This window comes from Kordiimonas marina, from assembly GCF_023006325.1.
In the GTDB taxonomy this organism is placed as follows: domain Bacteria; phylum Pseudomonadota; class Alphaproteobacteria; order Sphingomonadales; family Kordiimonadaceae; genus Kordiimonas; species Kordiimonas marina.
This window is the reverse complement of sequence record NZ_JAINDF010000003.1, coordinates 412,352-437,606: the sequence shown is the minus strand read 5'-3', so window position 1 is coordinate 437,606 and position 25,255 is coordinate 412,352. Positions and strand designations below refer to the sequence as shown.

The 25,255-nt window shown below is 62.3% G+C and carries 24 protein-coding genes; 16 read left to right on the top strand and 8 right to left on the bottom strand.

Going from position 1 to position 25,255, the window contains the following annotated elements:
• Nucleotides 1–54 precede the first annotated feature (54 nt).
• Nucleotides 55–1,473 carry an FAD-binding oxidoreductase gene (locus K6118_RS08480; RefSeq protein ID WP_247119819.1) on the bottom strand — a complete coding sequence of 473 codons (1,419 nt, stop codon included), beginning with the start codon at nucleotides 1,471–1,473 and terminating at the stop codon, nucleotides 55–57.
• Nucleotides 1,470–2,429 carry an L-threonylcarbamoyladenylate synthase gene (locus K6118_RS08475; protein WP_247119818.1) on the bottom strand — a complete coding sequence of 320 codons (960 nt, stop codon included), beginning with the start codon at nucleotides 2,427–2,429 and terminating at the stop codon, nucleotides 1,470–1,472. Before K6118_RS08475 ends, K6118_RS08480 begins: the two co-directional genes overlap by 4 nt.
• 145 nt (nucleotides 2,430–2,574) lie before the next feature.
• Between K6118_RS08475 and K6118_RS08470 the strand changes: the two genes are divergently transcribed.
• From K6118_RS08470 to K6118_RS08435, 8 genes are all read left to right on the top strand, one after another.
• Nucleotides 2,575–4,368 (top strand): acyl-CoA dehydrogenase, encoded by a 1,794-nt coding sequence (locus K6118_RS08470; protein ID WP_247119816.1) that lies wholly within the window; start codon nucleotides 2,575–2,577, stop codon nucleotides 4,366–4,368.
• 60 nt (nucleotides 4,369–4,428) lie between these two features.
• Nucleotides 4,429–5,634 carry an MBL fold metallo-hydrolase gene (locus K6118_RS08465; protein WP_247119814.1) on the top strand — a complete coding sequence of 402 codons (1,206 nt, stop codon included), beginning with the start codon at nucleotides 4,429–4,431 and terminating at the stop codon, nucleotides 5,632–5,634.
• Between the two features lie 121 nt (nucleotides 5,635–5,755).
• Nucleotides 5,756–6,013, top strand: a complete 258-nt coding sequence (locus tag K6118_RS08460) for an exodeoxyribonuclease VII small subunit (protein WP_247119812.1) — start codon at nucleotides 5,756–5,758, stop codon at nucleotides 6,011–6,013.
• Nucleotides 6,003–6,917, top strand: a complete 915-nt coding sequence (locus K6118_RS08455; protein WP_343269922.1) for a polyprenyl synthetase family protein — start codon at nucleotides 6,003–6,005, stop codon at nucleotides 6,915–6,917. Before K6118_RS08460 ends, K6118_RS08455 begins: the two co-directional genes overlap by 11 nt.
• Before the next feature lie 77 nt (nucleotides 6,918–6,994).
• Nucleotides 6,995–8,944, top strand: a complete 1,950-nt coding sequence (gene dxs, locus K6118_RS08450; protein WP_247119808.1) for a 1-deoxy-D-xylulose-5-phosphate synthase — start codon at nucleotides 6,995–6,997, stop codon at nucleotides 8,942–8,944.
• A gap of 28 nt (nucleotides 8,945–8,972) precedes the next feature.
• Entirely contained in the window at nucleotides 8,973–9,719 is a 747-nt protein-coding gene (locus K6118_RS08445; RefSeq protein ID WP_247119806.1) for a TlyA family RNA methyltransferase, read from the top strand.
• A complete protein-coding gene (rlmD, locus tag K6118_RS08440; protein WP_247119804.1) occupies nucleotides 9,712–11,013 on the top strand; it encodes a 23S rRNA (uracil(1939)-C(5))-methyltransferase RlmD in 1,302 nt (433 codons plus the stop codon). Before K6118_RS08445 ends, rlmD begins: the two co-directional genes overlap by 8 nt.
• Before the next feature lie 87 nt (nucleotides 11,014–11,100).
• Nucleotides 11,101–11,541 carry a hypothetical protein gene (locus K6118_RS08435; protein ID WP_247119803.1) on the top strand — a complete coding sequence of 147 codons (441 nt, stop codon included), beginning with the start codon at nucleotides 11,101–11,103 and terminating at the stop codon, nucleotides 11,539–11,541.
• A 17-nt stretch (nucleotides 11,542–11,558) separates the two neighbouring features.
• Here the strand turns inward: K6118_RS08435 and K6118_RS08430 are convergent, their stop codons facing one another.
• The 6 genes from K6118_RS08430 to K6118_RS08405 form a co-directional block, all read right to left on the bottom strand.
• Nucleotides 11,559–12,569: an alpha/beta fold hydrolase gene (locus tag K6118_RS08430; protein WP_247119802.1), complete on the bottom strand. Its 1,011-nt coding sequence runs from the start codon at nucleotides 12,567–12,569 to the stop codon at nucleotides 11,559–11,561.
• Nucleotides 12,570–12,635: 66 nt separating this feature from the next.
• Nucleotides 12,636–13,256 (bottom strand): hypothetical protein, encoded by a 621-nt coding sequence (locus K6118_RS08425; RefSeq protein ID WP_247119801.1) that lies wholly within the window; start codon nucleotides 13,254–13,256, stop codon nucleotides 12,636–12,638.
• Between the two features lie 67 nt (nucleotides 13,257–13,323).
• A complete protein-coding gene (gene aroC, locus K6118_RS08420) occupies nucleotides 13,324–14,397 on the bottom strand; it encodes a chorismate synthase (protein ID WP_247119800.1) in 1,074 nt (357 codons plus the stop codon).
• A gap of 25 nt (nucleotides 14,398–14,422) precedes the next feature.
• A complete protein-coding gene (locus K6118_RS08415; RefSeq protein WP_247119799.1) occupies nucleotides 14,423–15,238 on the bottom strand; it encodes an enoyl-ACP reductase FabI in 816 nt (271 codons plus the stop codon).
• A 69-nt stretch (nucleotides 15,239–15,307) separates the two neighbouring features.
• Nucleotides 15,308–16,264 carry a YihY/virulence factor BrkB family protein gene (locus tag K6118_RS08410; RefSeq protein WP_247119798.1) on the bottom strand — a complete coding sequence of 319 codons (957 nt, stop codon included), beginning with the start codon at nucleotides 16,262–16,264 and terminating at the stop codon, nucleotides 15,308–15,310.
• A gap of 1 nt (nucleotide 16,265) precedes the next feature.
• Nucleotides 16,266–17,216: a DnaJ C-terminal domain-containing protein gene (locus tag K6118_RS08405; RefSeq protein WP_247119797.1), complete on the bottom strand. Its 951-nt coding sequence runs from the start codon at nucleotides 17,214–17,216 to the stop codon at nucleotides 16,266–16,268.
• A 191-nt stretch (nucleotides 17,217–17,407) separates the two neighbouring features.
• On the opposite strand from K6118_RS08405, the gene pdxH reads away from it, so the two are divergent.
• The 8 genes from pdxH (at nucleotide 17,408) to K6118_RS08365 (ending at nucleotide 25,253) form a co-directional block, all read left to right on the top strand.
• On the top strand, nucleotides 17,408–18,010 hold the full coding sequence (gene pdxH, locus K6118_RS08400; RefSeq protein WP_247119796.1) for a pyridoxamine 5'-phosphate oxidase: 603 nt from the start codon (nucleotides 17,408–17,410) through the stop codon (nucleotides 18,008–18,010).
• Between the two features lie 85 nt (nucleotides 18,011–18,095).
• Nucleotides 18,096–19,544, top strand: a complete 1,449-nt coding sequence (locus tag K6118_RS08395; protein ID WP_247119795.1) for a coniferyl aldehyde dehydrogenase — start codon at nucleotides 18,096–18,098, stop codon at nucleotides 19,542–19,544.
• A 10-nt stretch (nucleotides 19,545–19,554) separates the two neighbouring features.
• Nucleotides 19,555–20,691 carry an iron-containing alcohol dehydrogenase gene (locus K6118_RS08390; protein ID WP_247119794.1) on the top strand — a complete coding sequence of 379 codons (1,137 nt, stop codon included), beginning with the start codon at nucleotides 19,555–19,557 and terminating at the stop codon, nucleotides 20,689–20,691.
• 5 nt (nucleotides 20,692–20,696) lie between these two features.
• Nucleotides 20,697–21,140 carry an acyl-CoA thioesterase gene (locus K6118_RS08385; RefSeq protein WP_247119793.1) on the top strand — a complete coding sequence of 148 codons (444 nt, stop codon included), beginning with the start codon at nucleotides 20,697–20,699 and terminating at the stop codon, nucleotides 21,138–21,140.
• A 40-nt stretch (nucleotides 21,141–21,180) separates the two neighbouring features.
• Nucleotides 21,181–21,984: an SDR family oxidoreductase gene (locus K6118_RS08380; RefSeq protein ID WP_247119792.1), complete on the top strand. Its 804-nt coding sequence runs from the start codon at nucleotides 21,181–21,183 to the stop codon at nucleotides 21,982–21,984.
• Nucleotides 21,985–21,995: 11 nt separating this feature from the next.
• Nucleotides 21,996–22,763, top strand: a complete 768-nt coding sequence (locus tag K6118_RS08375) for a glucose 1-dehydrogenase (protein ID WP_247119791.1) — start codon at nucleotides 21,996–21,998, stop codon at nucleotides 22,761–22,763.
• 14 nt (nucleotides 22,764–22,777) lie between these two features.
• A complete protein-coding gene (locus K6118_RS08370; RefSeq protein WP_247119790.1) occupies nucleotides 22,778–23,851 on the top strand; it encodes a phosphotransferase family protein in 1,074 nt (357 codons plus the stop codon).
• 133 nt (nucleotides 23,852–23,984) lie between these two features.
• Nucleotides 23,985–25,253 (top strand): ferritin-like protein, encoded by a 1,269-nt coding sequence (locus K6118_RS08365; RefSeq protein ID WP_247119789.1) that lies wholly within the window; start codon nucleotides 23,985–23,987, stop codon nucleotides 25,251–25,253.
• The last annotated feature ends 2 nt before the right edge of the window (nucleotides 25,254–25,255 follow it).

Below are 25,255 nucleotides of genomic sequence, written 5' to 3'. Positions count from 1 at the left end.
TGAAGGCGGTTCTGTCACGCCCGAATTGTGGGCGGAGGGCAGCAAGCGTTTGCCTCAGCCAAACAGGGCGCCGGGGTTCATGATATTATGCGGGTCCAGGGCGGCCTTGATCGCACGCATGGCGTCAAGGTCATGCTGGCCCTTGAGGCGGGCGAGCTCCCCGCGCTTCAAGGTGCCGATGCCATGTTCGGCTGAAATGGAGCCTTTCATATCGGTGACGATGTCATGCACCAGGCGGTTCATGCCCTCCCATTCATTCAGAAAGGCCTGCTTGTCGCCGTCTTTCGGCTGCATGACGTTGAAATGGATATTGCCGTCGCCCAGGTGCCCGAACGGGGTAACGCGGGCGCCAGGGTAGGTCTGCTCAATCGCTTCGGTGGCGCGGGTGAGGAATGCAGGCACCCGGGAGACAGGGACGGAGACATCATGCTTGATGCTGCCGCCTTCATGCTTCTGGGCTTCCGACATGCTTTCGCGCACCCGCCAGAAATCCTGCGCTTGCGCGACCGTGCCAGCGATGGCGCCGTCGAGGATCGCGCCGTCCTCGAGCCGGGCTTCGAGCCAGGCGTCGAGCGCGGCGGCGAGGCCCGGGTCCTCGCGGCTGGTCGCCACATCGGTCAGCACATACCAGGGGTAGGGGGCGGTAAGCGGGTCGCGCGTGTTCGGGATATGGCGGAACACCATCTCAAGCCCGACCCTGGGCATCAGCTCAAAGGCCGAGACCCGGTCCCCCGTGGCTTCGCGGAGCGAGGCGAGGAGGCTGAGCGCGGCGGCTGGGCTTTCAACCGCCAGCCAGCAGGTGTGTTTCTGTCTTTCCGGCGGATAGAGCCTGAAGGTCGCCTTGGTGACGATGCCGAGCGTGCCTTCGGCCCCGGCCAGCAATTGGGCGAGGTTATAGCCCGTATTGTCTTTCCTGAGCGACGACAGGCTGTTTACCACAGCACCTGTGGGCAGGACGGCCTCAAGCCCCATCAGGAGCGCGCGGGTGGTGCCGTAGCGCAGCACATGCACGCCGCCTGCGTTGGTGGAGATCACGCCGCCCACGGTGCAGCTGCCTTCGGACGCGAGAGAGAGCGGAAACAGCCGGTCGGCGTCCGCGGCGGCGGCCTGCAGCGTGGCGACCGGGGCGCCTGCTTCGGCGGTGATGGAGAAATCCTGTGCGTCGACATCGAGGATGCGGGTCATGCGCTTGAGGCTGACAAGCACCTCATCACGGCCTTCAAGGCCGGGGATGCCGCCGCCAACCAGCCCGGTATTGCCGCCCTGGGGCACGATGGCGATCCGGTGTTTGTGGCAATAGCTGACGAGGCGGGATAGCGTTTCGGTGTCCGAGGGCATCAGCATCAGCGGCGTCCTGCCGTTGAATTTATCGCGCCATTCATGCAGGTGCGGCGCGATCTCCGCCGGGTCGGTGGTGGAGCCGCCAGCCCCCGCCAGCTCAATGAGAACATCGATATGCGCGCGGTCTATCATGCGGCTTCCCTCGGGGCGGCGGCGCGGCGCAGCCGGTCATTGAGCGCGATGCCGACGCCGGCATCCGGGATGGGGGCGACGGCAATAGTGCCCGCGCCCATGGTATCGGCTTTTCTCAATATTTCAAATAGGTTGTGGGCAGCTTCTAAGGTATCGCCAGAAGTGCTGAGGCTGATGTCACCAGCAATATCCCCGAAGCCGATGAGGATTTCGCCTGCCTGTTTCTCGGTGGCATTCAGCCGCACAGGCGCGTTCGGGGCATAGTGGCTCAGGAGCTGGCCGGGCGCGGTGATCTTGGTGTCGTCCCGGTCATAAACCGGGGCGCCGGTCGCTTCGGTGATATCGTCCGGGGTGATGCTGCCGGGGCGAAGCAGATAGTATTTATCCCCCTTCACGCCGACAATGGTCGATTCAATCCCGACATCGGACCGGCCGCCATCGAGAATCAGTGGCAGCTTGCCTGCGAGCCCTTCAAGCACGTCTTCGGCACTGGTGGGGGACAATTTACCGGACGGATTTGCGCTCGGGGCAGCAACCGGGCGGCCTAAAGTTTCGATAATTTTATGGGTGGTGGGATGCTTCGGCGCGCGCACGGCGAGCGTGTCGAGCCCGGCTGTGACGGAGGCAGCAATGCCGCTTCCGGGCAGGCGGTCCAGCACCAGCGTGAGCGGCCCGGGCCAGAAAGCCTCCATCAACTGTTTCGCTCCTGCCGTTACGGCGACATAGCGTTCCGCCATGGCCGCATCCGCCACATGGCAGATCAGCGGGTTGTAGGACGGCCGTCCCTTGGCCTGATAAATCTTTTGCACTGCAGCATCGGTGCAGGCATCCGCGGCCAGCCCATAGACCGTTTCGGTGGGCACGGCGACCAAATTTCCGGCATCCAACTGCTGGACAGCGGCGGAAATAGCGCCATCTTCATGGGCAGAAACGACTTGTGTTTTAAATGCTGCCATGCACAAAATTCCCTCGAGGGACAAAGGCATTATAACGAACATAAGGTTGCAACGTCATTAGCTGATAGGCCAGCGGCGGACCGGACGCAATGGTTTTGCTGGTGGATCAAGCGTAGGTTTTAACGAATATTCGGGATTTTGGGACATGAGTGAGTATCGCGCACCTCTGGAAGACATCCGCTTTCAACTGGAAACGGTCGGGGGCTTGAAGGACTGGACCGCGTGTCCGGGCTTTGAAGAAGCCAGTGAGGACTTGGCCTATGCGGTGCTTGAGGAAGCGGGCAAACTTGCGGGCGACGTGATCGCCCCCACCAACAAGATCGGGGATGAGAAAGGCGCAGTCCTGACGGACGCAGGCGTCGTCACGCCTGACGAATTCAAGCCCATGCACCAGGCCTATGTCGAAGGCGGTTGGCCGACCCTGTCGGCGGCCCCGGACCTTGGCGGGCAGGGGCTTCCGGCCACGCTGTCGATTGCCGTCACCGAAATGATCACCTCGGCTAACATGGCCTATAGCCTGATGCCGCTCCTGACCAGTGGGGCGATTGAGGCGATCCGTGCCCACGGCACCGATGCCCAGCGTGAGATGTATCTGCCCAAGATGATCGACGGTACCTGGTCGGGTGCGATGAACCTGACCGAACCGTCGGCGGGCTCGGATGTCGGGGCGCTGCGCGCCAAGGCCGAGAAGCAGGCCGATGGCAGCTATCTTGTTACAGGGCAAAAGATTTTCATCACTTGGGGGGATCATGACCTGTGTGAGAACGTGATCCACCTCGTGCTTGCGCGCCTGCCCGGTGCGCCCACGGGCACCAAGGGCATCAGCATGTTCCTCGTCCCCAAATATCATGTGAATGAAGGCGGCTCCCTTGGGGACCGCAACGATGTGCGTGTCGTCAGCCTGGAGCACAAGCTCGGCATCCACGCCAGTCCCACCTGTGTGATGAGCTTCGGCGACGAAGGCAAATGCGTCGGCTATATCGTCGGTGAAGAAAACCAGGGCATGCGCAACATGTTCACCATGATGAACCATGCCCGGATCGGTGTCGGGCTTCAGGGTGTCGCGGTGGCTGAACGCGCCTATCAGCAGGCGGTTTCTTATGCGCGGGACCGGGTGCAATCGGCCGACATCGGCGGTAAAAGCCGCGAGGCCGTGACCATCATCCACCATCCGGACGTACGCCGGATGCTGATGACCATCCGCGCGACCACGGAAGCTGCACGCGCCATCATCTACCGCAATGTCTGGGCTTCCGACCGGGCGCACACCGCGACGGAGGATGACGATCGCCGCTATGCTCAGGGTGAAGCTGACCTCTTGACCCCGATTTCCAAGGCTTATTCGACCGACATCGGTGTTGAGGCCGCGTCGCTCGCCGTGCAAGTCCATGGCGGCATGGGCTTCATCGAGGAAACCGGCGTCGCCCAGCATTACCGCGACAGCCGGATCGCGCCGATCTATGAAGGTACCAACGGTATCCAGGCGCTCGACCTCGTTGGCCGCAAACTCAATATGGACGGCGGTGACCATTGGCGCACGCTGATCGGCGAAATGCGCGCCTTCACCGACGGGCTGGATGGTGTCATGGCTGCCAGCAAGGCCGGCCTGTCCCTGGGCGTGGACGCATTGTCCTCCGCGGCTGAGGCGCTGGTCGCCAACGGGTTCGAGGGCATTGTCGACACCGCGGCGGCGGCAACGCCGTATCTCAGGCTGTTCGGCACCGTGCTTGGCGGCTATCTGCTGACCGTCCAAGCGGTGGAGGCTGAAAAGCGGCTCAAGGCGGGCGAGGGTAACCCCACGTTCCTCAAGGCCAAAATCACCACGGCGCAGTTTTTTGTTGAACAATTGTTGCCTCAGGCCACAGCCCTTCTAGCTCCTATTAAGGCGGGGGCGCATCATCTGATGGCCCTTGACGAGGAGGCCTTCGCCCGGGCATGACCCCAGGTCCGTATGGCCAACACGGGCGCAAGCCCCAGTGAAAAGAGTATGAGAGGGACCATGGCAGACCAAAAAACGCCCGCAGGCAAAGGCCCTGAGGATAAAATTCCTGAGGACGCCAACCTGGCCGACCACCGCGCCGGCAAGGTGCGGGACGCCGATGACGGGCTCGTGTTCCCGTTTCACAAGGTCCCGCATGAAGGCTCGGTGATCGAGGTTGCCCAGGGTATCCTCTGGGCGCGGATGCCACTGCCGTGGTCGCTGGACCATATCAACGTCTATCTGTTTGACGAAGGCGACAGCTGGACGGTTATTGATACCGGCTCGAACGGCAATAGCGGCCGCTCGGCCTGGGAAGCGCTTGAGGAATCCACCCTCGGCGGCAAGCCGATCAGCCGTGTGATCGCGACCCACATGCACCCGGACCACCTGGGCCTCGCTGGCTGGCTGACCGAACGGCACAAGGCCGAGTTCTATATCAGCCAGACCGAATATCTGCTCGCGAACACCCTGTGGATGAGCGCGAGCGCCGACTTCCCGCAGTCCGAGCTGGATTTTCTGTTCGAGGCCGGTGTCGACCGCCAGTATGAGGACATGATCAAGAGCGCGGGCTTCGGCAACTATAAAAAAGGTGTCTACCAACTGCCGACCGCCTTCCACAGGCTGGAGGACGGCAGCGAGATCATGATCGGCGGCAGGCGCTGGCGTACGGTCATGGGCCGCGGTCATTCGCCGGAACATGCCTGCCTGATGTGCCTCGATGAGCCCTTGTTCATCTCGGGCGACCAAGTCTTGCCGCAAATTACCTCCAACGTGTCGGTCTATGCGCGTGAACCGCTCGCCAACCCGCTGTCCCATTGGCTTGCGAGCCTGGAGCGGATCAAACAGGTCCCGGGTGACCCGCTGGTGCTGCCGTCTCATGGCCCCGTGTTCACCGGGCTCGGTGCCCGCGTGCAGGCGCTGATCGACAGCCACTTGCGCAAACTCAACACGCTGCATGCCTGGCTTGAGGAAGAAGAACGCACCCCGGTCGAGACCTTCCCGGCGCTGTTCCGCCGCAAAATTACCGGCTTCGATTTCTTCATGGCGCTCGGCGAAGCGGTCGCGCACCTGCATCTTCTGGAATCCGTCGGGCTGGCTGAGCGCCGCTTCGATGGCGAGGTCAACCGCTTCAGCGCCAAGGGGGACATTGCATCGACTGACATCATGAAAGCGGTGATGACGCTCAAGGGTGTGCCCTTGAGGTCACTCAATGACTTTGATTGACCGCTTCCAGTGCCGATAACCTTTGCGTCGCTGAAAAGCCCGTCCTATAACTCGGCTGAAAGATGAAGATATGGGGCCTGGCTCCCAAGTGGGCAGGGTTTAGCGAATTGAGGAAGGTTTTATGAGCGACGCAAAGGGCGGGGCGCAGGATTTGGCTCAGATGAGCTTCGAAGAAGCCATGGCGGCGCTGGAACAAGTGGTTGCCCGGCTCGAATCCGGCAATGCATCGCTTGAACAGTCGATCGAGCTTTATACCCGTGGCACTGCCTTGAAGGCGCACTGCGAAGCCAAGCTCAAGGACGCCCAGGCCAAGATCGAAAAAATTACCCTTGATGAAACCGGTGCCGCAAAGGACACCGTTCCGTTCGATGTTGAATAAGGCAGCAGCCGTGATTACGGGCCCATTACAGGAAGCTCTCGCCGCCACCTCGACGGCCGTTGAACGTGTCCTCGATCCTATCCTGGCGATCCCGGACGGGGCTGAATCCCGTGTTGTCGAAGCCATGCGCTATTCGGTCTTCTCAGGCGGTAAGCGCCTCAGGCCGTTCCTGGTGCTTGCCAGTGCCGAACTTTTCGATGTTGAGCGCGTCCATGCCCTGCGTGTGGCGGCGGCGATCGAATGCGTGCACTGCTATTCGCTGATCCATGATGACCTGCCGGCGATGGATGACGACGACATGCGCCGCGGCAAGCCCACGGTTCACAAAGCCTTCGATGAAGCGACGGCCATTCTGGCGGGGGATGCCCTGATGTCGCTGGCGTTTGAAATCCTTGGTGCGGAAGAAACCCACGGCGACCCGTCGGTGCGGCTGGAGCTTGTCCGCAAGCTCGCCCATGCCTCAGGCCACCACGGCATGGTCGGCGGTCAGATGATTGACCTGCGCGCCCATGAGCTTGAGATGGACGAAAACCGCATCCACCGGCTTCAGCAGATGAAAACCGGCGCGCTGATCAGCTTCTCGGTCGAATCCGGTGCTGTTATGGGCCATGCCAGCAAGCAGGCCCGCGCGGCGCTGATGGGCTATGCCCGCGACCTCGGCCTCGCGTTCCAGATCGCCGATGACCTTCTGGATGTTGAGGGTGACGAGGATGAGGTCGGCAAGGCGACGGGCAAGGATGCCGGCGCCGGCAAAGCCACGCTTGTCAGCCTCATGGGGGTTGAACGCGCGCGTCAGCAGGCCGAAATGCTGACGGAGCAGGCAATCGCGCATCTAAGCATGTTCGACGAACGTGCTTCTCTTTTGCGTGCCGCGGCGCATTTTGCTATAAGCCGCCGCGCCTGACGTTCATCGATGATGCGCTTTGATGGCGCAAAAGTGCCGGATGAAGCTATAATAGGCGTGTGAAGAAGGATAAGAAGTTGAGCGTACGCCCTGAAACGCCCCTGTTGGACCAGGTTGATACCCCGGAAGATCTCAGGAAGTTGCCGAAGGATAAACTTCAGCAACTTGCCGATGAGTTGCGCGCAGAGATGATCAGCGCGGTTTCGGTTACCGGTGGTCACTTCGGGGCAGGGCTCGGTGTAGTCGAACTCACCGTCGCGCTCCATTATGTCTTCAATACGCCCAAGGACCGGCTCATCTGGGACGTCGGTCACCAGGCCTATCCGCACAAGATTCTGACCGGCAGGCGGGACCGTATCCGGTCTATCCGCCAGGGCGGCGGGCTGTCACCCTTTACCAAGCGCAGCGAAAGCGATTATGACCCGTTTGGCGCGGGCCACAGCTCGACGTCGATCTCGGCGGCGCTCGGCATGGCGGTCGCCAACAAGCTGGACGATAACCCGGGCAAGGCCATTGCCGTCATCGGCGACGGCGCCATGAGCGCGGGCATGGCCTATGAAGCCATGAACAACGCCGAACAGGCCGGCAACCGGCTGATTGTTATCCTCAATGACAACGACATGTCGATCGCGCCCGCTGTTGGGGCCTTGAGCGCCTACCTGGCCAAGATCGTCAGCTCCCGCACGTTCCTGAGCATCCGGGACTTCGGCAAGAAGATGATCAACATGCTGCCCAGGCCGCTGGCTGACCGCGCGCGCCAGGCCGAGGAATATGCCCGTGGTATCGCGGCAGGCGGTGGCACGCTGTTTGACGAACTGGGCTTCTATTATGTTGGCCCGATCGACGGCCATAATATGGAACATCTGCTGCCGGTTCTGGAGAACGTGCGCGATGCCATCGACGGCCCGATCCTCGTTCATGTGGTGACGGAAAAGGGCCACGGTCATCCGTTCGGCGAACCGAGCCAGGATAAATATCACGCCGTGCCCCAGTTCAACCTGGTGACTGGTGAACGGAAGAAATCGACGCCGTCGGCGCCAACCTACACCAATATTTTCGCGCAAAGCCTGATCGCTGAGGCTGCCCGCGATGAAAAAATCCTGGCGATCACGGCGGCGATGCCTTCCGGCACCGGGCTCGACAAGTTCGGTCAAGCCTATCCTGACCGCACTTTCGATGTCGGCATCGCCGAGCAACACGCGGTGACCTTCGCGGCGGGCCTTGCTGCGGAAGGCTACAAGCCGTTCTGCGCCATCTATTCCACCTTCCTGCAGCGCGCCTATGACCAGGTGGTGCATGATGTGGCGGTGCAGAAGCTGCCGGTCCGTTTCGCGATCGACCGTGCCGGGCTTGTCGGCGCGGATGGCCCGACCCACGCGGGCAGTTTTGACGTTACTTACCTTGCCAGCCTGCCGAACATGGTGGTGATGGCCGCAGCCGATGAGGCTGAGCTCATGCATATGGTGGCGACCGCCGCCTCGATTGACGACAGGCCGTCCGCCGTCCGCTATCCGCGCGGCGAAGGCCTTGGTGTTGCGCTGCCGGAGACCGGCGAAGTGCTGGAAATCGGCAAGGGCCGTATCGTCCGTAAGGGCAATAAAATCGCGATCCTGTCGCTCGGTGCGCGCCTCGGTGAGGCCCTCAAAGCCGCGGATGAGCTGGAAGCGCGGGGGCTGTCGACAACTGTCGCGGATGCCCGTTTCGCCAAGCCTATTGATCATCAGATGATCCGCGACTTGGCGGCGACGCACGAGCTGGTGTTGACGATCGAGGAAGGTTCCATCGGCGGCTTTGGCGCCCATGTGATGGACTTCATGGCCGGTGAAGGCATCCTCGACGGCACCCTCAAGGTCCGTGCGCTCAAGCTGCCGGACGTGTTCCAGGATCACGACAAGCCCGAAAAAATGTATGCCGAAGCAGGACTTAACGCTGACGGCATCGTCGCGGCCGCCCTCAAGGCGCTGGGCCATAACGACGTCGGCCAGGCGGACGAAGCGGGCGATGATAAATCCGCCGTGCAAGTCTGAGGCTGGGCCGAAATTAGAGTAGGGCGGGATGGCACAGAAAATCCGGGCAGATGTAGCGCTCGTTGACCGCGGGCTCGTCGAAAGCCGTGCGAAAGCGCAGGCGCTCATCATGGCGGGCAAGGTTTTCTCCAAGGAAACCAAGATCTTGAAGGCCGGTCAGCAGATTAAGGAAGACCAGCCGCTCGAAGTCAGGGGCAAGGATCACCCCTGGGTCAGCCGCGGCGGCCTCAAGCTCGAAAAAGCGTTGCAGACCTTCCCGATTACTGTCGCAGGTGCAACAGTAATCGACGTCGGCTCGTCGACCGGCGGCTTCACCGACGTGGCGCTGACCAATGGCGCCAAAAAGGTCTATGCGGTCGATGTCGGCACCGGCCAGCTCGCCTGGAAGCTCCGGCAGGATGACCGGGTGGTGGTGATGGAAAAAACCAACGCGCGCTACCTGACCGCTGAGGATATCCCGGACCCCATCGACCTTGTGGTGTGTGACGCCAGCTTTATCTCGCTCAAGACCGTGCTGCCCGCAGCGCTCGCGCTGGTGAAGCCGGGCGGGGCGCTGGCAGCGCTTATCAAGCCGCAGTTCGAAGTGGGGCGGGAGAATGTCGGCAAGGGCGGCGTGGTCCGGGACCCGGCGCTCCATGAAGCCGTGTGCGAGGATATCCGCGCCTGGCTTGACGGCCTTGAAGGCTGGCACGCCGTCGGCATCACCGAAAGCCCGATCAAGGGGCCGGAAGGCAATATTGAATTCCTGATCTATGGGGAGAAAACCATTGGCTAAGCACTCAGGGGCTAAGCAGGCAGCGGCTGAACGGCTTGAGGTAACGATCGACAGCCTCGGCGCCCAGGGTGACGGCGTCGGTAGCCTCGCGGACGGCACGCCGGTGTTTGTCCCCTTCACCGCGCCCGGCGATGTGGTGGTGGCCGAGGTCAAAGCCAAGAACCGCAACGGCATTTCGGCCGAGCTTGTAGAGGTCAAAACCCCGAGCCCGGACCGGGCCGAGCCCGCGTGCGCCCATTTCGGTACCTGTGGCGGCTGTCAGCTCCAGTTCCTGAAGCCGGACGTTTATGCCGCCTGGGTCAAGGACCGCGCCGCCATGGCGCTGGCCCATCATGGGTTTTCGGCCGACCTGGTGCTCGACCCGGTGATCAGCCCGAAGGGGTCGCGCCGCCGCCTTGCGCTCAAGGCGCTCAAAACCGTCTCCGGCGTGCTGCTCGGCTTCAACGAACGCCAAAGCCACCGGCTGGTGGATGTGACGGCATGCCCGGTCGCCCGGCCGGAGCTGACCGCGCTGTTTGACCCGATCCGCGAGGTTCTCGACGCGACGCTCGAGCAAGCCATGCACGCCACCGTGCATATGACGCTGACGGCCACGGGCGTCGACCTGCTGATCGAGGCCTCGATGGCGCTCGATCTCGCCGCGCGGGAACGGCTGGTGGCGTTCGCGGACGCCCATGATGTCGGCGCGCTCCACTGGCAGGATCAGGGATTCCTTGACCCCGTTGCCATCCGCCGCGCGCCAGCGATGACCCTGTCCGGCATTCATGTGCCGCTGCCGCCCGCGTCCTTCATTCAGGCGACGGATGAGGGCGAGGCCGCGCTCGTTGCGGCGGTGACGAACGCCTGCAAGGGCTATAAGCGCGTCGCCGACCTGTTTTCCGGTATCGGCACCTTTACCTTCCCGCTTGCGCGGGAGCATCAGGTGCTGACGGTTGAAGGCGCCAAGGCCGCGCTCGATGCCCTGTCGTCGGGCGCCAATATGGCAACGGACCTCAAGCAGGTTGTCCCGCTCCACCGGGACCTATACCGCCGTCCGCTGACCGCGAAGGAGCTGGAAGCGTTCGAGGCCGTGGTGTTCGACCCGCCGCGCGCGGGGGCCAAGGAACAGGTGGCGGAACTGGCCAAGTCCAGCGTCAAGTGCGTGGTGGCGGTGTCGTGCAACCCCAACACCTTCAGCCGGGACGCGCGTATGCTGGCCGATGGCGGCTACGTTCTGACAAGCGTGCAGCCGGTGGACCAGTTCCTGTGGTCGCCGCACCTTGAGCTTGTCGGGGTGTTCACCAAACAGGCGTAAACCCAGCGCTTGACGGCTATCAAGGCCCCGTTTCCCCTTTGTGGTTACACTGCTTCCCGTATCAACCTTATGGGAAGGAGATACCCCATGTTCACGCTCGAGAAACCGTCGCTGATGCTCCGGGTCGGCACCGGCAAGCTGGTGGGGCTGCTGGTCGGCCTGATCGGCTTTTTCGCCCTGCCGAGCTTCTACCCCGATACCGGGCTCATGTTCCGGCTTGGCGTTCTGTGCTGGTACACCACGATGGGAGCGGTCGTCGGCATGTTCGGCGTTGTCACCTACCACCCGGTGCTGAAGCTGCCGATGCCCTGGTGGTTCCGCTCGCTCACCGTCGGGGCCTGGATGAATTTCGTCCTCACCCTGTTCCTGCATGACCGTTTCAGCGCCATGATGGTGGCAGTGTATGGGGAAGGCAGCCTGCTGTCCTCACCCTGGTGGATGGTCGCGGAAGGCGCGGTTGTCGGCCTTATCTGCGGCTTTGTCGCCACACGCGTGGGCGGCGAAGGCAAGGAAACGGTAGGGCGCTGACTGGCGCTGAGCGCGCCTCAGCCGGTCTTTTCCAAGTGCCCGCTGTGCCGCCCCAAGGCCGGGGCGGGCGGGGCGATGCGGTCGATGAAGGCCCGTACTGTGGCGGCGGATCTGGCCGGAGTTTCCTCCATCATCACATGGCCGACGTTGGGGAAGACGATAAAGTCGCTGCCCGCGATGCGCTTGTGCATCTCCGCGCCGCTTTCCTCCGGGATCAGCCTGTCTTCCGCGCCCCACAGGATGAGGGTGGGCACATGGATATCCTCCAGCTTCAAATCGGGCGGCCCCTTGCGGTAGGACGCGAAGCGGAGCCCGGTGGCCCGCCGGTTGCCGGGCGCGCGGGAGAGCTCCCAATAGCGGTCGATCATCTTCTCGGTGATGCGGCTTTTGTCGACGAAGGCCTTATCCAGCCCTTCCTTGACCAGCGAACGCGGCGTGACATGTTCGATGATCCAGTCGGCATACCAGCTGCCCGCGAGGTCAAACACCAGCGGCCGGTCGACCTTGATGCGGGTATGCGCGGGCGTGGCCAGCCCTGCGGCATCGATGAGGATAAGACCGCGTAAGCTGTCCTGATAGCGGGTGGCGTAGGTCAGCGCAACGCCGCCGCCCATGGAGTTACCACCGAGGAAGAAGCGCCCCAGCTGAAGCGTATCGGTGAATTCCTTCACGAAATCAGCCAGCCCGCCATAGGTGTAGTCGTCCGACGGTACCGGGCCGGTGAGGCCGTGGCCCGGCTCATCGACGGTGACGATGCGGTAAGCGTCCTTGAGCTCAGCCACCCAGGGCTCCCACGTCTGGAGCGAGGAATTGGAGCCATGCAGCAGCACCAGCGTCGGCCCATGCGGGTTGCCTTCGATCCGGTAATGCGCGCGGGCGCCGGAGGGCAGGGCGATAAAGGCGGACGCGGGCGTGGTGTATTTTTTAATGAGCACATCCTGAGGGATATCCGGCGTCCATGCCGCCGCAATCAGCCCAGCCACGACGACCACCAACAGTCCAACGGTTATGGAAATCCACTTCAGCATTCGACCCTCCCCAAGGTTATGTCGGGGCGAGTGTACGTCAGATGGGGTATGAAGGCCAGATGCTGCTTAGGAGCGCGCTTGCATGCGCTTGAGCGCTTCTTTCTTGCGCCTTGTGTGCCAGAAGCCGAGGGTGGAGGCGGTGCCGGCGGCGCCGACCACGGTGAAGGCCAGCAACAGCATGATCGCGGTGGCGCGGCTCATGGAGGCGGCGAGGGCGCCCGCGCGGTCCACCGTCAGCTGCAGCGTGCCGGTCGCACCCTTGTCGGTCGGGTCATTGGGGTCCGGCGCCATGGTGACCTTGCGGCCATAGGTGCGCGGCGCGAAGCCGAGATGGTCCAGAAGCGCCTCAAGCCGGGCACGCTTTTCCGTACCGCCATGCGTGGCCTTGCGCCCCGCGATCAGCTTGCCTTCCGCATTCAACAGCTTGACCTGCTCAATATAGCCCGCCTGCATCAGGCCTTCTGAAAGCGCGTCCCCGACGCCGAGCGCGGGCGCGGCGATGGCGATCTTGGCGGTGTCGGAGGCCTTGGCGAGCAGCTTTTCGACGCTGAAGGTCAGCTGTTCATCCGATGTATGCAGGATGGCGCCGAACTGCAGCATCGCGCCCACAAGCCCGACGGTCAGGCCGATAAGGGCCGCCTTCAGGAACGGCGGGCGGTGGGTCGGTTTGGATGCAGCTTTTGCCATGGCGGCGAGGCTCCCTTATACGCGGGTTACAGGATAGGCGCGGGCAGGTGGCCCGTCAGCCACACAGTCAGCCACATTGGGCGCGGTGCAGCATCATATGGTCGGCCAGCACGGCGGCCATCATGGCCTCGGCCACCGGCACGGCGCGGATGCCCACGCACGGGTCGTGGCGGCCCTTGGTGATGACCTCGGTGGCCTCGCCCGAGCGGGTAACGCTTTTGCGTGGGGTCAGGATCGAGCTGGTCGGCTTGACGGCAAAGCGGCACACGACCGGCTGGCCGGTGGAGATACCGCCCAAGATTCCGCCCGCTTTGTTACTGAGAAACTCGGGCTTGCCGTCCTTGCCCGGTACCATCTGGTCGGCGTTTTCCTCGCCTGACAGCGTCGCGGCTTCGAAGCCTGCGCCGATTTCCACGGCCTTGACGGCGTTGATGCTCATCATCGCGGTGGCGAGGTCGGAATCCAGCTTACCATACACCGGGGCGCCCCAGCCTGCGGGGACGCCTTCGGCCACGACTTCAATGACCGCGCCGATGGAGCTGCCTGCCTTCCTTATGGCATCCAGCTCGGTCGCCCATTCCCCGGCGGTGACGGCATCGGGGCAGAAGAAGGGGTTATTGTTCACTTCAGTCCAATCGAACCGGTCATAGTCGATTTTATGGCTGCCCATCTGCACCATGGCGGCGCGGATGGTGATGCCGTCCCCCAAAATCTTGCGGGCGACGGCACCGGCGGCAACGCGGGCCGCGGTTTCACGGGCGCTCGACCGCCCGCCGCCGCGCGGGTCGCGGATGCCGTATTTGGTGGTGTAGGTATAGTCGGCGTGGCCGGGACGGAAGGTCTCGGCGATATTGCCGTAATCCTTCGAGCGCTGGTCGGTATTCTCGATCATCAGCTGCACCGGCGTGCCGGTGGTTTTGCCCTCATAAACGCCGGACAGGATCTTGACCAGGTCAGGCTCCCGCCGCTGGGTGGTATATTTGGACTGGCCGGGTTTGCGTTTGTCGAGGAACCCCTGAATGTCGGCTTCGCTGAGGTCCAGCAGTGGGGGGACACCATCGACCGTACAGCCGAGCGCCGGCCCGTGGCTTTCGCCCCAGGTGGTGAAACGGAATAGACGGCCGAAGGTGTTATAAGACATAAACTTACCCGGTTAAGTTAAAGAGTTAGTCCAGAAGCGAGATGAAGGTCCTCATCACGTCTTCGTCGGTCGGCATACAGGTGGTGTTGAAGCCCGCATCGACAAAATGGACTTCGCCGGTCACGCCCGACGACAGGTCGGACAGGAGGTAAAGGCCAGCCCCGGCGACATCATCGAGTGTGATGTTGCGGCGCAGCGGCGCGTTCTTCTCGGTATATTTCAGGAGCATGCGGAAATCACCGACACCGGACGCGGCCAGCGTCTTCATCGGGCCTGCGGAGATGCAGTTGACGCGGATGTTCTGGACGCCCAGGTCCCGCGCCATATAGCGCGTGCTGGACTCCAGCGCGGCTTTGGCGACACCCATGACGTTATAGTGCGGCATCACCTTGTCGGCGCCATAGTAGCTGAGCGTCAGCATGGAGCCGCCGTTATGCATCATCTTCTCGGCGCGCTGGGCGACGGCGACGAAGCTGTAGGCGGAAATGTTCATGGTCATCAGGAAGTTGTCGAGCGAGGTGTCGACATAGCGGCCGCGAAGCTCGGTCTTGTCCGAATAGCCGATGGCGTGGACGACAAAGTCCAGGTTATCCCATTTTTCACCGAGGGTGGCGAACAGGGCGTCGATGGATTCCCCCTTGGAGACGTCGCATTCGACCATGAAATCGGAGCCGATCGATTGGGCAAGCGGGCGCACGCGCTTTTCCAGTGCTTCGCCCTGATAGGAAAAGGCCAGCTCGGCGCCCTGTTCGGCGCAAGCCTTGGCGATACCCCAAGCCATTGAGCGGTCGTTGGCGACGCCCATGATCAGGCCGCGTTTCCCTTCCATCAGTTTTGTCATGATTGCCCTCATCTTTTTCTAATATGGCACAAAATAGTGCGGCGCATCCTACACGAAAGGCCGCACCGGTCAATTTTTCTCGTGCGATTCTTTTTGGGGTTCTGTCGAAGTCTCGGTAGCGCTTTCCGCTACGGCTTCTGCGGGCGGCAGGGTCTTTTTGCGCGGGGTTTCCACGAATGTGTAGGCGGCATTGAGTTCAGCCCCCAGCACGAAGCCGAGGCTGACGAGGAAACAGAAGAGCTGCAGCACCACCACACCGGCGAGCGACCCGTAGGTGACATCGTAGGTGTTGGCGTATTTGAGATAGATCGAGAGCCCGCGCGCGGTGGCGATCAGCATGACGAGGCTGAGGACGGTGCCGGGGAAGCGGTAGGGCTTCTTCACCTTGCGGGGGGTGAGCGCCAGGTAGATGACATAAAGCCCGAACATCATGATCGCCGGGCTCACCAGCAGGCTGAGGTAGCGCCACAGCGACAGCATCCCGCCCGTGACCTCATCCGGGAACAGGCTGGTGACCGCCTTGATAACCACGGGGCCGAGGACGAGGATCGACATGGCGATCAGCATGGCGACAGCGCCGACGACGACGATACCGAGGCTCTCGAGCCGCCTGATCCACATGGCGCGGGCATGTTCGCGCCCGAACGCCTGGATGAGCACGTCGCGCGCGGCCTCGATGCCGTTGGCCGCGGTCCAGATCGCGAACAGGATCGAGAACGTGAGGATCTCGGCGCCTGTGTTGTTGATGATGCCGGAAATCGGCCCCTGAACCACATTGCCCACCTCAGGCGGCAGGACGGAGATGATGAAGGCGATGGCCTCAAGCCCACGGTCTGTCTGGCCCAGGAAGCCGGAAACCGCGACGAGGAAGATCACGAACGGGAACAGCGACAGCATGGCGAGGAAGGCCATGTTGCCGGCCGCGACCATGGCGCCGTTATCCATGAAATGCTTGAAGGCGCGGCCCCAGACCGTGCGGTGGTACTGAAACCGCGTGAGCGGCGGGGGGAGCGCGCCGTCTTCCATCTCAGCTCAGCCCGGCCTTGCGGCGCAGTTTCGGCCCGTCACCCTTGGCCCAATCCTTGATGAGCGCCTCCAGCTTGGGGTCGCGCTCCTCCGGCAGCATTACCTTGAGGCTGACATACATATGCCCGGTCTCGCCACCGCGCTTGACGCCCTTTTCCTTGAGCCGGAGCCGCTTACCGGTGGAGCTGTTCTTCGGGATACGGATGGTCAGCCGCCCCTTGGGGGTCGGGACATCGATATCGCCGCCGAGGATCGCTTCATCGAGCGAGATCGGCAGCTCAAGGTGAATATCGTTACCGTCGCGCTTGAAATAGGGGTGGGGCGAGACCCGCACTTCCACAAGCGCATCGCCCTTGGGTGCGCCGCCGAACCCGGGGCCGCCTTGGCCCGCAAGCCGGATGACCTGGCCGTTCTTGATGCCTTCGGGGATCTTGATGTCGACATCGCGGCCGTCATTCAGGTGCAGGCGCCGCTTGCCGCCGGTGATCGATTCCTCGAAGCCGATGGTGATCTGGTAGCTGATATCCAGGCCCTTGTCACGGCCCGAGCCCTTGAACGGGTTGCCGCCCTTGCCGCCGGTCTTCTTGCCGCCCGCGGTGCCACGACGGCGGCCGGTGAAGCGGAAAAAGTCGGTGAACAGGTCTTCGGCTTCGTCGAAATCGAAGGTGGTGCTGCCGCCCGCTGATTGTGAGCTTTTGAAGCCGAACGGGCCGCCGCCCATGGGGCGTTCCGCGCCGGATTCGTCAATCTCGCCGCGGTCATAGCGGGCGCGCTGCTTCTCATCACCAAGGATGCTGTAGGCTGCCGAGACTTCCTTGAAGCGGTCGGCAACCTTGACGTCATCCTTGTTACGGTCCGGGTGCAGCTTTTTCGCAAGCTCGCGATAGGCTTTCTTGACCTCCGCCTGGGAGGCCTTCTTTTCGACACCAAGAATCTTATAAAGGTCGTTCATAGGATTGTTTCGACACCTGAAACCAGATACTGAAAAACTTACCAAGCCATCTTACCCGAGGGATCGCCGATGGCTATAGTGTTGATATAGCAGAACTCTGACGTGGAAGATTAAAAAAATCGTAACCATGCGCGGGACTGCGGCGTAAGATCTGGCGCGCGTGAGAGCGGACTTCAAGGAGCAGGCGGGATATGAGCGACAATACGGCAGCTTTCGACGACCCTTTCGAAACCTTCGATGCCTGGCTCAAGGAAGCCGAGGCGGAGGAGCTGAACGACCCGACCGCGGTGGCGCTGGCGACCGCGACCAAGGACGGCTTCCCCAGCGTGCGCATGGTGCTCCTCAAGGGCGCGGACAGCCGCGGGTTCGTCTTCTACACCAACCTCGGCAGCCGCAAGGGCGGTGAGCTCGCTGAAAACCCCAACGCGGCGCTTCTGTTCCACTGGAAGTCGCTCCGCCGTCAGATCAGGATCGAAGGCGCGGTGACGCCGGTGAGTGAGGAAGAGGCGGATGAATATTTCGCCTCACGCCCGCGCACCAGCCGCATCGGCGCCTGGGCGTCCAAACAGTCGCAGGAGATGGAAGGCCGGTTCGAGTTCGAGGCGCAGATCGCCCACTATACCGCCCATTTCGGCATCGGCGACATCCCGCGGCCCGACTTCTGGTCCGGTTTCAGGCTGAAGCCGCGCTATTTCGAATTCTGGCGCGACCGCAAATTCCGCCTGCATGAACGCAAGACCTACCGCATCGCCGAAGATGGCGGGCATTGGCTCACCGCGGAGCTTTATCCCTGACCCCATCCCATTTTGGACTTTGAAGTCCAGTAATTCCGCTCTAGAGTCCTTCCCCAAGGTTACCGGACATGGAAGGGGAGCGAGAATGGACGGGATGCAACGCATTGAAACGCCGGCTGAGGTTATCGCCGGCAAGCTGAACAAGCAGCGCCAGGCCTATCTGGCTGAGGGATTCGTGACCGCCGAGGTGCGCAAGGACAGGCTCCGCCGCGCGCTCGCCGCTCTTCTCGATCACAAGGATGACTTTATCCGCCTGATCTCCGAAGATTTCGGCAACCGTTCGGCCGAGACCACGCTGTTCGCTGATGTGGTCGCCTCCGCCGGTGCCCTCAAGGACGCCATTAAGCATGTCGATAAATGGATGAAGCCCTCGAAGCGCAGCCTGATGTTCCCGCTCGGGCTTCTGGGCGCCAGGGCTGAGGTCGTGCCGCAGCCCAAGGGCGTTATCGGCCTGATCACGCCGTGGAACTTCCCGCTCACCATGGTGTTCGTGCCGCTCGCGCAGATGCTGGCGGCGGGCAACCGGGTGGTGATCAAGCCGTCCGAGCATACACCGCGCACGTCGGCCTTCCTTGCCGAGGTGGTTGCCGAGCATTTCGATGAAAGCGAAGTCACCGTGGTGCAGGGTGCGGTGGAAACCAGCCAGGCTTTCTCGGCCCAGCCGTGGGACCATCTGATGTTCACGGGTGCGCCGGTCGTCGGCAAGCTGATCATGCGCGCGGCGAGTGAGAACCTGACGCCGGTCACGCTGGAGCTGGGCGGCAAAAGCCCGGTTGTGGTCGGCAAAAGCGCGGACCTGGATGCCGTGGTCGAGCGCGTCGCCACCATCAAACACCTGAACGCCGGGCAGATCTGCCTCGCGCCCGATTACCTGAACATCGATGCGGGCCGGAAGGACGAATTCGTCAAGCGCTACACCAAGAAGGTGGAGAGCATGTACCCCACCATGCTTGCGAATGACCAATATACTTCCATCATCAGCGCGCGGCACCGGGAGCGGCTGGAAGGCTATATCAAGGACGCCGAGGAAAAGGGCGCCGATGTGCGCATCATCAACCCAGGCAGCGAGGATTTCGGTGGCCAGAACCAGGCCAACAAGCTGCCGTCGGCGCTGATCCTCAACCCCACCGACGATATGAAGGTGATGCAGGAAGAGATTTTCGGCCCGATCCTGCCGGTGCGCACCTATGATCGCACCAAAGAGGTCATCGATTATGTCAACGGCCGGCCCCGCCCGCTCGCGCTCTATTATTTCGGCCAGGACAAGGCAGAGGAACGCGAAGTGCTGACCCGTACGACCTCAGGCGGTGTGACGGTCAACGATGTTCTGTGGCACGGTGCGCATGAAAATCTGCCGTTCGGCGGTGTGGGGAACTCGGGCATGGGCCACTATCACGGCTATGACGGATTCCTTGAGTTCAGCCACCAGAAATCCGTGCTCCGGCACCCGAAATTGTCGATCGGCAATTTGCTTGGCATCGTTCCGCCCTATACTGACAAGCTGAGAAAGAATGTTGAACGCCAGCTAAAGTAGGGGAGCAGCCTTGTTTGCCTTCAATTTTCACAGCGTCGCCTCGGTTCTGGTAGAGGACGGCGTCGCCAGCCATTTGGGCGTTGTCCTGAAGGCACGTTTTGGGGCCAAACGGCCCTTTATCGTGACGGATGAGGGGCTTGTGCGCCTCGGTATGGTGGCGGCTGTCACCGATGGCCTCGCCGATGCCGGGCTCGCCCATGCGGTTTATGACGGCGTTCAGGCCGACCCGTCCGAAGCTGTGGTGCGCGATGCGCTCGCGGCCGCCAAGGTTCATGAAGCCGACCTGATTATCGGCTTCGGTGGCGGCAGCTCGATGGATGTGGCCAAGCTTGTGGCCGTCCTCATGACCGGCAAGCAGGACCTGTCCGATATTTACGGCGTCGACCAGATCGAAGGCGGGCGCTTGGCCCTGGTGCAGGTGCCGACGACGGCGGGCACGGGATCGGAAGTCACACCGATCGCTATCGTCACCACCGGGGAGACCACCAAGATGGGCGTGGTCGACGGTGTCATGCTCGCGGACCTCGCGGTGCTCGATGCCACGCTGACGGCGGGCCTGCCGAAGCATATCACTGCGGCGACCGGCATTGACGCCATGGTGCACGCGATCGAGGCCTACACCAGCAAGATCAAGAAAAACCCGATCTCCGACGGGCTTGCGCGTCAGGCGCTGCTGATGCTCGGCCAGAATATCGTCACCGCGTGTGAGGACGGCTCCAACATGGAAGCCCGGCGCAATATGCTGATCGGCGCCATGCTTGCGGGGCAGGCGTTCGCGAATGCGCCGGTGGCCGCCGTGCACGCGCTCGCTTATCCGCTCGGCGGGCATTACCACATCCCGCACGGGCTTTCGAACGCGCTGGTGCTGCCGCACGTGCTCCGCTTCAATGAGCCACAAGCCGGGAGACTTTATGGTGAGCTTGCGGGCCTCGTCGGGCTGGATGCCACGTCGGATGCCTTCATCGGCTGGCTCGACGGTATCGCCGACACCGTGGGCATCGAACGCCGCTTGCGCGATATGGGTATCAGCCACAACGCGCTGCCGATGCTGGCGGAGGACGCGATGCTGCAACAGCGGCTTCTGGTCAATAACCCGCGGGAGGTCACGCTCGAAGACGCCCGCGCCATTTATGAAGCAGCGTGGTAACCGATATGAGCGAGAAGAAAGACCCGCGGCCGATTTCCGACTATCCCACCTTCACGCCCCTTGAGACGCGCTGGATGGACAATGACATCTACGGCCACGTCAATAACGTCGTTTACTACAGCTTCTTCGATACGGCGGTGAACCGTTTCCTGATCGAAGGCGGCGTGCTGGATATTCACGATGGTGAGCTGATCGGGCTGGTGGTCGAAACCGGTTGCCGCTATTTCGCCCCGCTCGCCTTCCCGGACAGGCTGCATGCCGGGATCGGCGTTTCCCACATCGGCCGCTCCAGCGTGCGCTATGACATCGGTCTTTTCCCCGGCGGGCTGACCGGTCCCGCGGCGGAAGGACATTTTGTGCATGTTTATGTGGACAGAAAGACCCGCCGCCCCACTTCATTACCTGAACGGTTCAGGGCGCTTCTGGAGACCATCCGTCTCGACACCTGAACCCCGAAACAAGTCACCGAATTCGGGAGGGGAGCTTTAGATGGATGTGAAAGACAAGGTTGTCGTCGTCACTGGCGCGGCGAGCGGTATCGGCAAAGCCATGGCCGAGAAATTCGCGGCAGAAGGTGCCAAGGCGGTCGCGGTCGCGGACCTGGATTTTGAAGGCGCCAAGAAGGTGGCTGCGGGCATCGGCCCGGTCGCCAAGGCCTATAACCTCGATGTCACCAAGCAGGATTCGGTCAATGCCATGGTCGCGGACCTTGAAGCTGCGCACGGCCCCATTGACCTTTATTGTTCCAACGCCGGGATCATTTTCTCCGACGCGCCGACCTGGACCGTGATCAACTGCACGGACGACCAGTGGCAGAAAATCTGGGAAGTGAACGTGCTCGCCCATGTGCTGGCGTGCCGCGCCGTGCTGCCGGGCATGATCGAGCGCAAATCCGGCGGTTTCCTGATCACCGCGTCGGCGGCAGGGCTCCTGAGCCAGATTGGCGACGCCAGCTATTCGACCACCAAGCATGCGGCGGTTGGGTTCGCAGAAAGCCTCGCCATCACCCACGGCGATGATGGCATTTATGTTGGCTGCTTGTGCCCGCAGGCGGTGGAATCGAAGATGACCGCGGGGGCCGAGAACAGCTCGGCGGCCGTTGACGGCCTGATGAAGGCATCCGAGTTCGCGAACCGCGTTTATGCCGCCATGCTGGAAGGCAAATTCATGATCCGCCCGCACGAGCAGGTGGAAGGCTATTTCAAACATAAGGCCGAGAATTACGACCGCTGGGTCGGTGGAATGCGCAAGTTCCGCCGCCACCAGATGGCGACCACCGGCCGCCCGATCTGAGGAGACGCGACATGGATTACACGAAACTCATGGATTTCACCGGCAAGGTGGTGTTTGTCTCCGGCTCCTCGCGCGGCATCGGTGAGGCCATCGTGCGCGGCTTCGCGGCCAATGGCGCACGGGTCATCGTTTCCAGCCGCGACCAGGAAGCCTGTGACAAGGTGGCGGAAAGCATCCGCGCGGATGGTGGTGACGCCAAGGCCAAAGCCGCCCACGCGGGCAAGATGGAAGACGTCCACGCCGTGTTCGACTGGATCAAGGCGGAATATGGCCGCCTTGATGTGCTGGTGAACTGCGGTGGCACCAACCCCTTCTATGGCAACATCGGCGACACGCCTGAAGGCGCGTTCGACAAGACGGTTGAGGTGAACCTCAAGGGGCCGTTCTACCTGTCCGCCGAAGCTGTCAAGATGATGCAGGAGCAGGGCGGCGGCGCCATCGTCAACGTTGCCTCCATCAACGGCCTGACGCCCGGCCACCTGCAGGGCATCTATTCGATGACCAAGGCCGCCATGATCAATATGACCAAGGCCTATGCCCGCGAATATGGCAAGGACGGTATCCGTGTGAACGCCATCTGCCCGGGGCTGATCGACACCAAGATGACGGCGGTCTTCACCGCGAACGAGAAGGCGCTTGAGGGCGTGACCAGCCAGTTTCCGATCCCGCGGGCGGGCAAGCCGCAGGATATGGTCGGCGGTGTGCTCTATCTGGCGTCTGACGCGGCGGCCTTCACGACCGGCACGACGCTCGTCATGGACGGCGGCTGGACGGCCTGAGGAAGGGGACACGTATGAGCGAAGAACTCAACAAAACCGTTGGCGTGCGCCCGGGTGAAGAACTGGATGTTGGCCTGATCGACAGCATCGTCCGGGAACATATTCCAGGCCTTGAAGGCACGCCTGAGATCCGCCAGTTCGCCAGCGGCCACTCGAACCTGACCTACAGCATCGCTTACCCGAACAAGAGCCTGGTGCTCCGCCGTCCGCCGTTCGGCACGCGGCCCAAGTCCGGCCACAGCATGATCCGCGAATTCCGCGTGATGAATGCGCTGAAGCCGGTGTTCCCGGCGGTACCGGAAACATACTTCCATGTGCCGGATGAGGGCAGCCCTTTGGGCGCCGAATTCTATGTCATGGAGCTGGTGCCGGGCCGCAAGCTTGAGCGCACGATCCCGGATAGCTGGGGCTTTGGCGAAGAAGAGGGCCACAAGCTGTGCCTCAGCTTCTTCCACAAGCTGATTGAGCTGCATAAGGTCGACTATAAGGCCATCGGGCTCGGCGATTTCGGCAAGCCGGAAGGCTATGTCGAGCGTCAGGTGCTGGGCTGGAATGGCCGCTATGAGCGCGCGATCACCGACGATGTCGAAGATTTCGCCGATGTCCGCCAGTGGCTCGCCGACCATATGCCGCCGGGTGAGGTTGGCCACTGTATCGTCCATGGCGACTATAGGCTCGATAATGTCATCCTGTGTGAGCAGAATCCGTTCGAGATCAAGGCGATCCTCGATTGGGAGATTTCTGCGCTCGGCGACCCGCTCATGGACCTTGGCAACACGCTGGCCTACTGGTCGCAAAAGGGTGACCCGAATGAGATGATCGCCATGTGCATGCAGCCCTGCATGGCGCCGGGGATGCTGACGCGCGAGGAAATCTGCGAGCTTTATGCCAAGGAAACCGGGCTCGACCTCGCCAAGTTCGACTATTATCTGGTCGCGGGCGTGTTCCGTCTCGCGGTGATCCTGCAGCAGATCTACTACCGCTATTATCACGGTCAGACCCAGAACAAGGCCTTCGCGGGCTTCGGGGTGCGCGTGGGCCAGATCGGCAACTATGCCCGCCGTTTGATCGAGAAGGCCGACTTCTGACGCCTTGATGGCCGCTAGCGTTTCAGAACCCGCTCCACATGCTGTGGGGCGGGTTCTCTTTTTAGGGGAATAAAGGCAATTTACAAATGCGGCCGACCCGATAGAGTTGGGGAGACAACAGAGGGGGCTTTTCATGAGTGGGATACCGGTATCACCCAGGCGGCTGGGCAGCAGTAAGCGCGATATCAGCTTCAGGGACACGGACGCGGCGGCGGCGCGGGCGATTGCCCAAGCGGCTGTCAGTGTCGAGCTGTTTACAATTCCACTTTACATGACAACGCTTTATTCGCTTGAAGGCAGCCATGAGGCGCAGGGAAAATCCGTGCCCGGCATGGTGCCGAGCGCCAAGCCCGCCAGCGCCAACGAGAAAGCCTTCAACACCCTGTTCAGTGTGCTCATTCAGGAAATGCTGCACCTGCAACTCGCCGCCAACATGGCCTCGGCCATCGGCTGCACGCCCAGCTTTTCCGACCCTGCCTTGCAGTCAGCCGGTCATGGCTGGCGCTGCTATGGCCCCGACCAGACCGTGATCCCGCATATCATCGACCTCGCACACACCAGCACCTACGCCGACACCCGGGTGCAGCTCGGGGCCCTGACGGCCGAACAGATTGGCCTCTTCATTGCCATTGAGGAGCCGGAGCAGGCGGCGCGCGACCGGGTCAAGCCCTCGGCGCATGACCGCTACTTCCCGTGCGTGCCATTTGACGGCTGGACGGCGGGCGATGCGCTCCCGCTTTTTGGCACCATCGGCTGGATGTATGAGTGTTACGCCGAATATCTGGCGCTCCAATATACGGACGGCAAATCCCTGTGGGCGCATCTCTATGATCCGCAGTCCATTCAGCAGGACCTGTTCAACCCGGTGATCCCAGGTATTCACCCGATGCCGGAATATCCGGACATGGCGCTGACCTTCACCAAGGATGAGGCGGTGGGCCCCGCGCACGAGCGGTTCAAGGCCATGATCAACGCCATCACCGACCAGGGCGAAGGCAGCACGCTGAACGCGCGTCCGCGGGAAGGTGAGGACCCGGACGTGGTGAAGAGGCGTTACCGTCCGTGCCTCAAGGCCCTTGAGGCCGATTATCCGGACGGCCATGCCGGGGCGGCCCATGCCCGTTTTGAGGGCGCGAAGACCGACCATTATGAGCGCTTTGTCGATGTGCGGGACAGCCTGGTCGCCAATGTTTCGCTTTGGCCCGCTGGCGGGAGCGGTGGCGACTATGCGGCGGCAAGCAAAGCGGCGATAGACGCCATTGCCGTCGTCACCGACGCGCTTGACGCTTACTGGAGCGGCAAGGCGGATAGTTTCCCATTCTCGGCGATGACAGGGCTGGGCGCGCGCATGACGGCGGTGTGGGCCGACTGCGGCAAGGCGCCGGACTTAACCGGCGCCTGAAC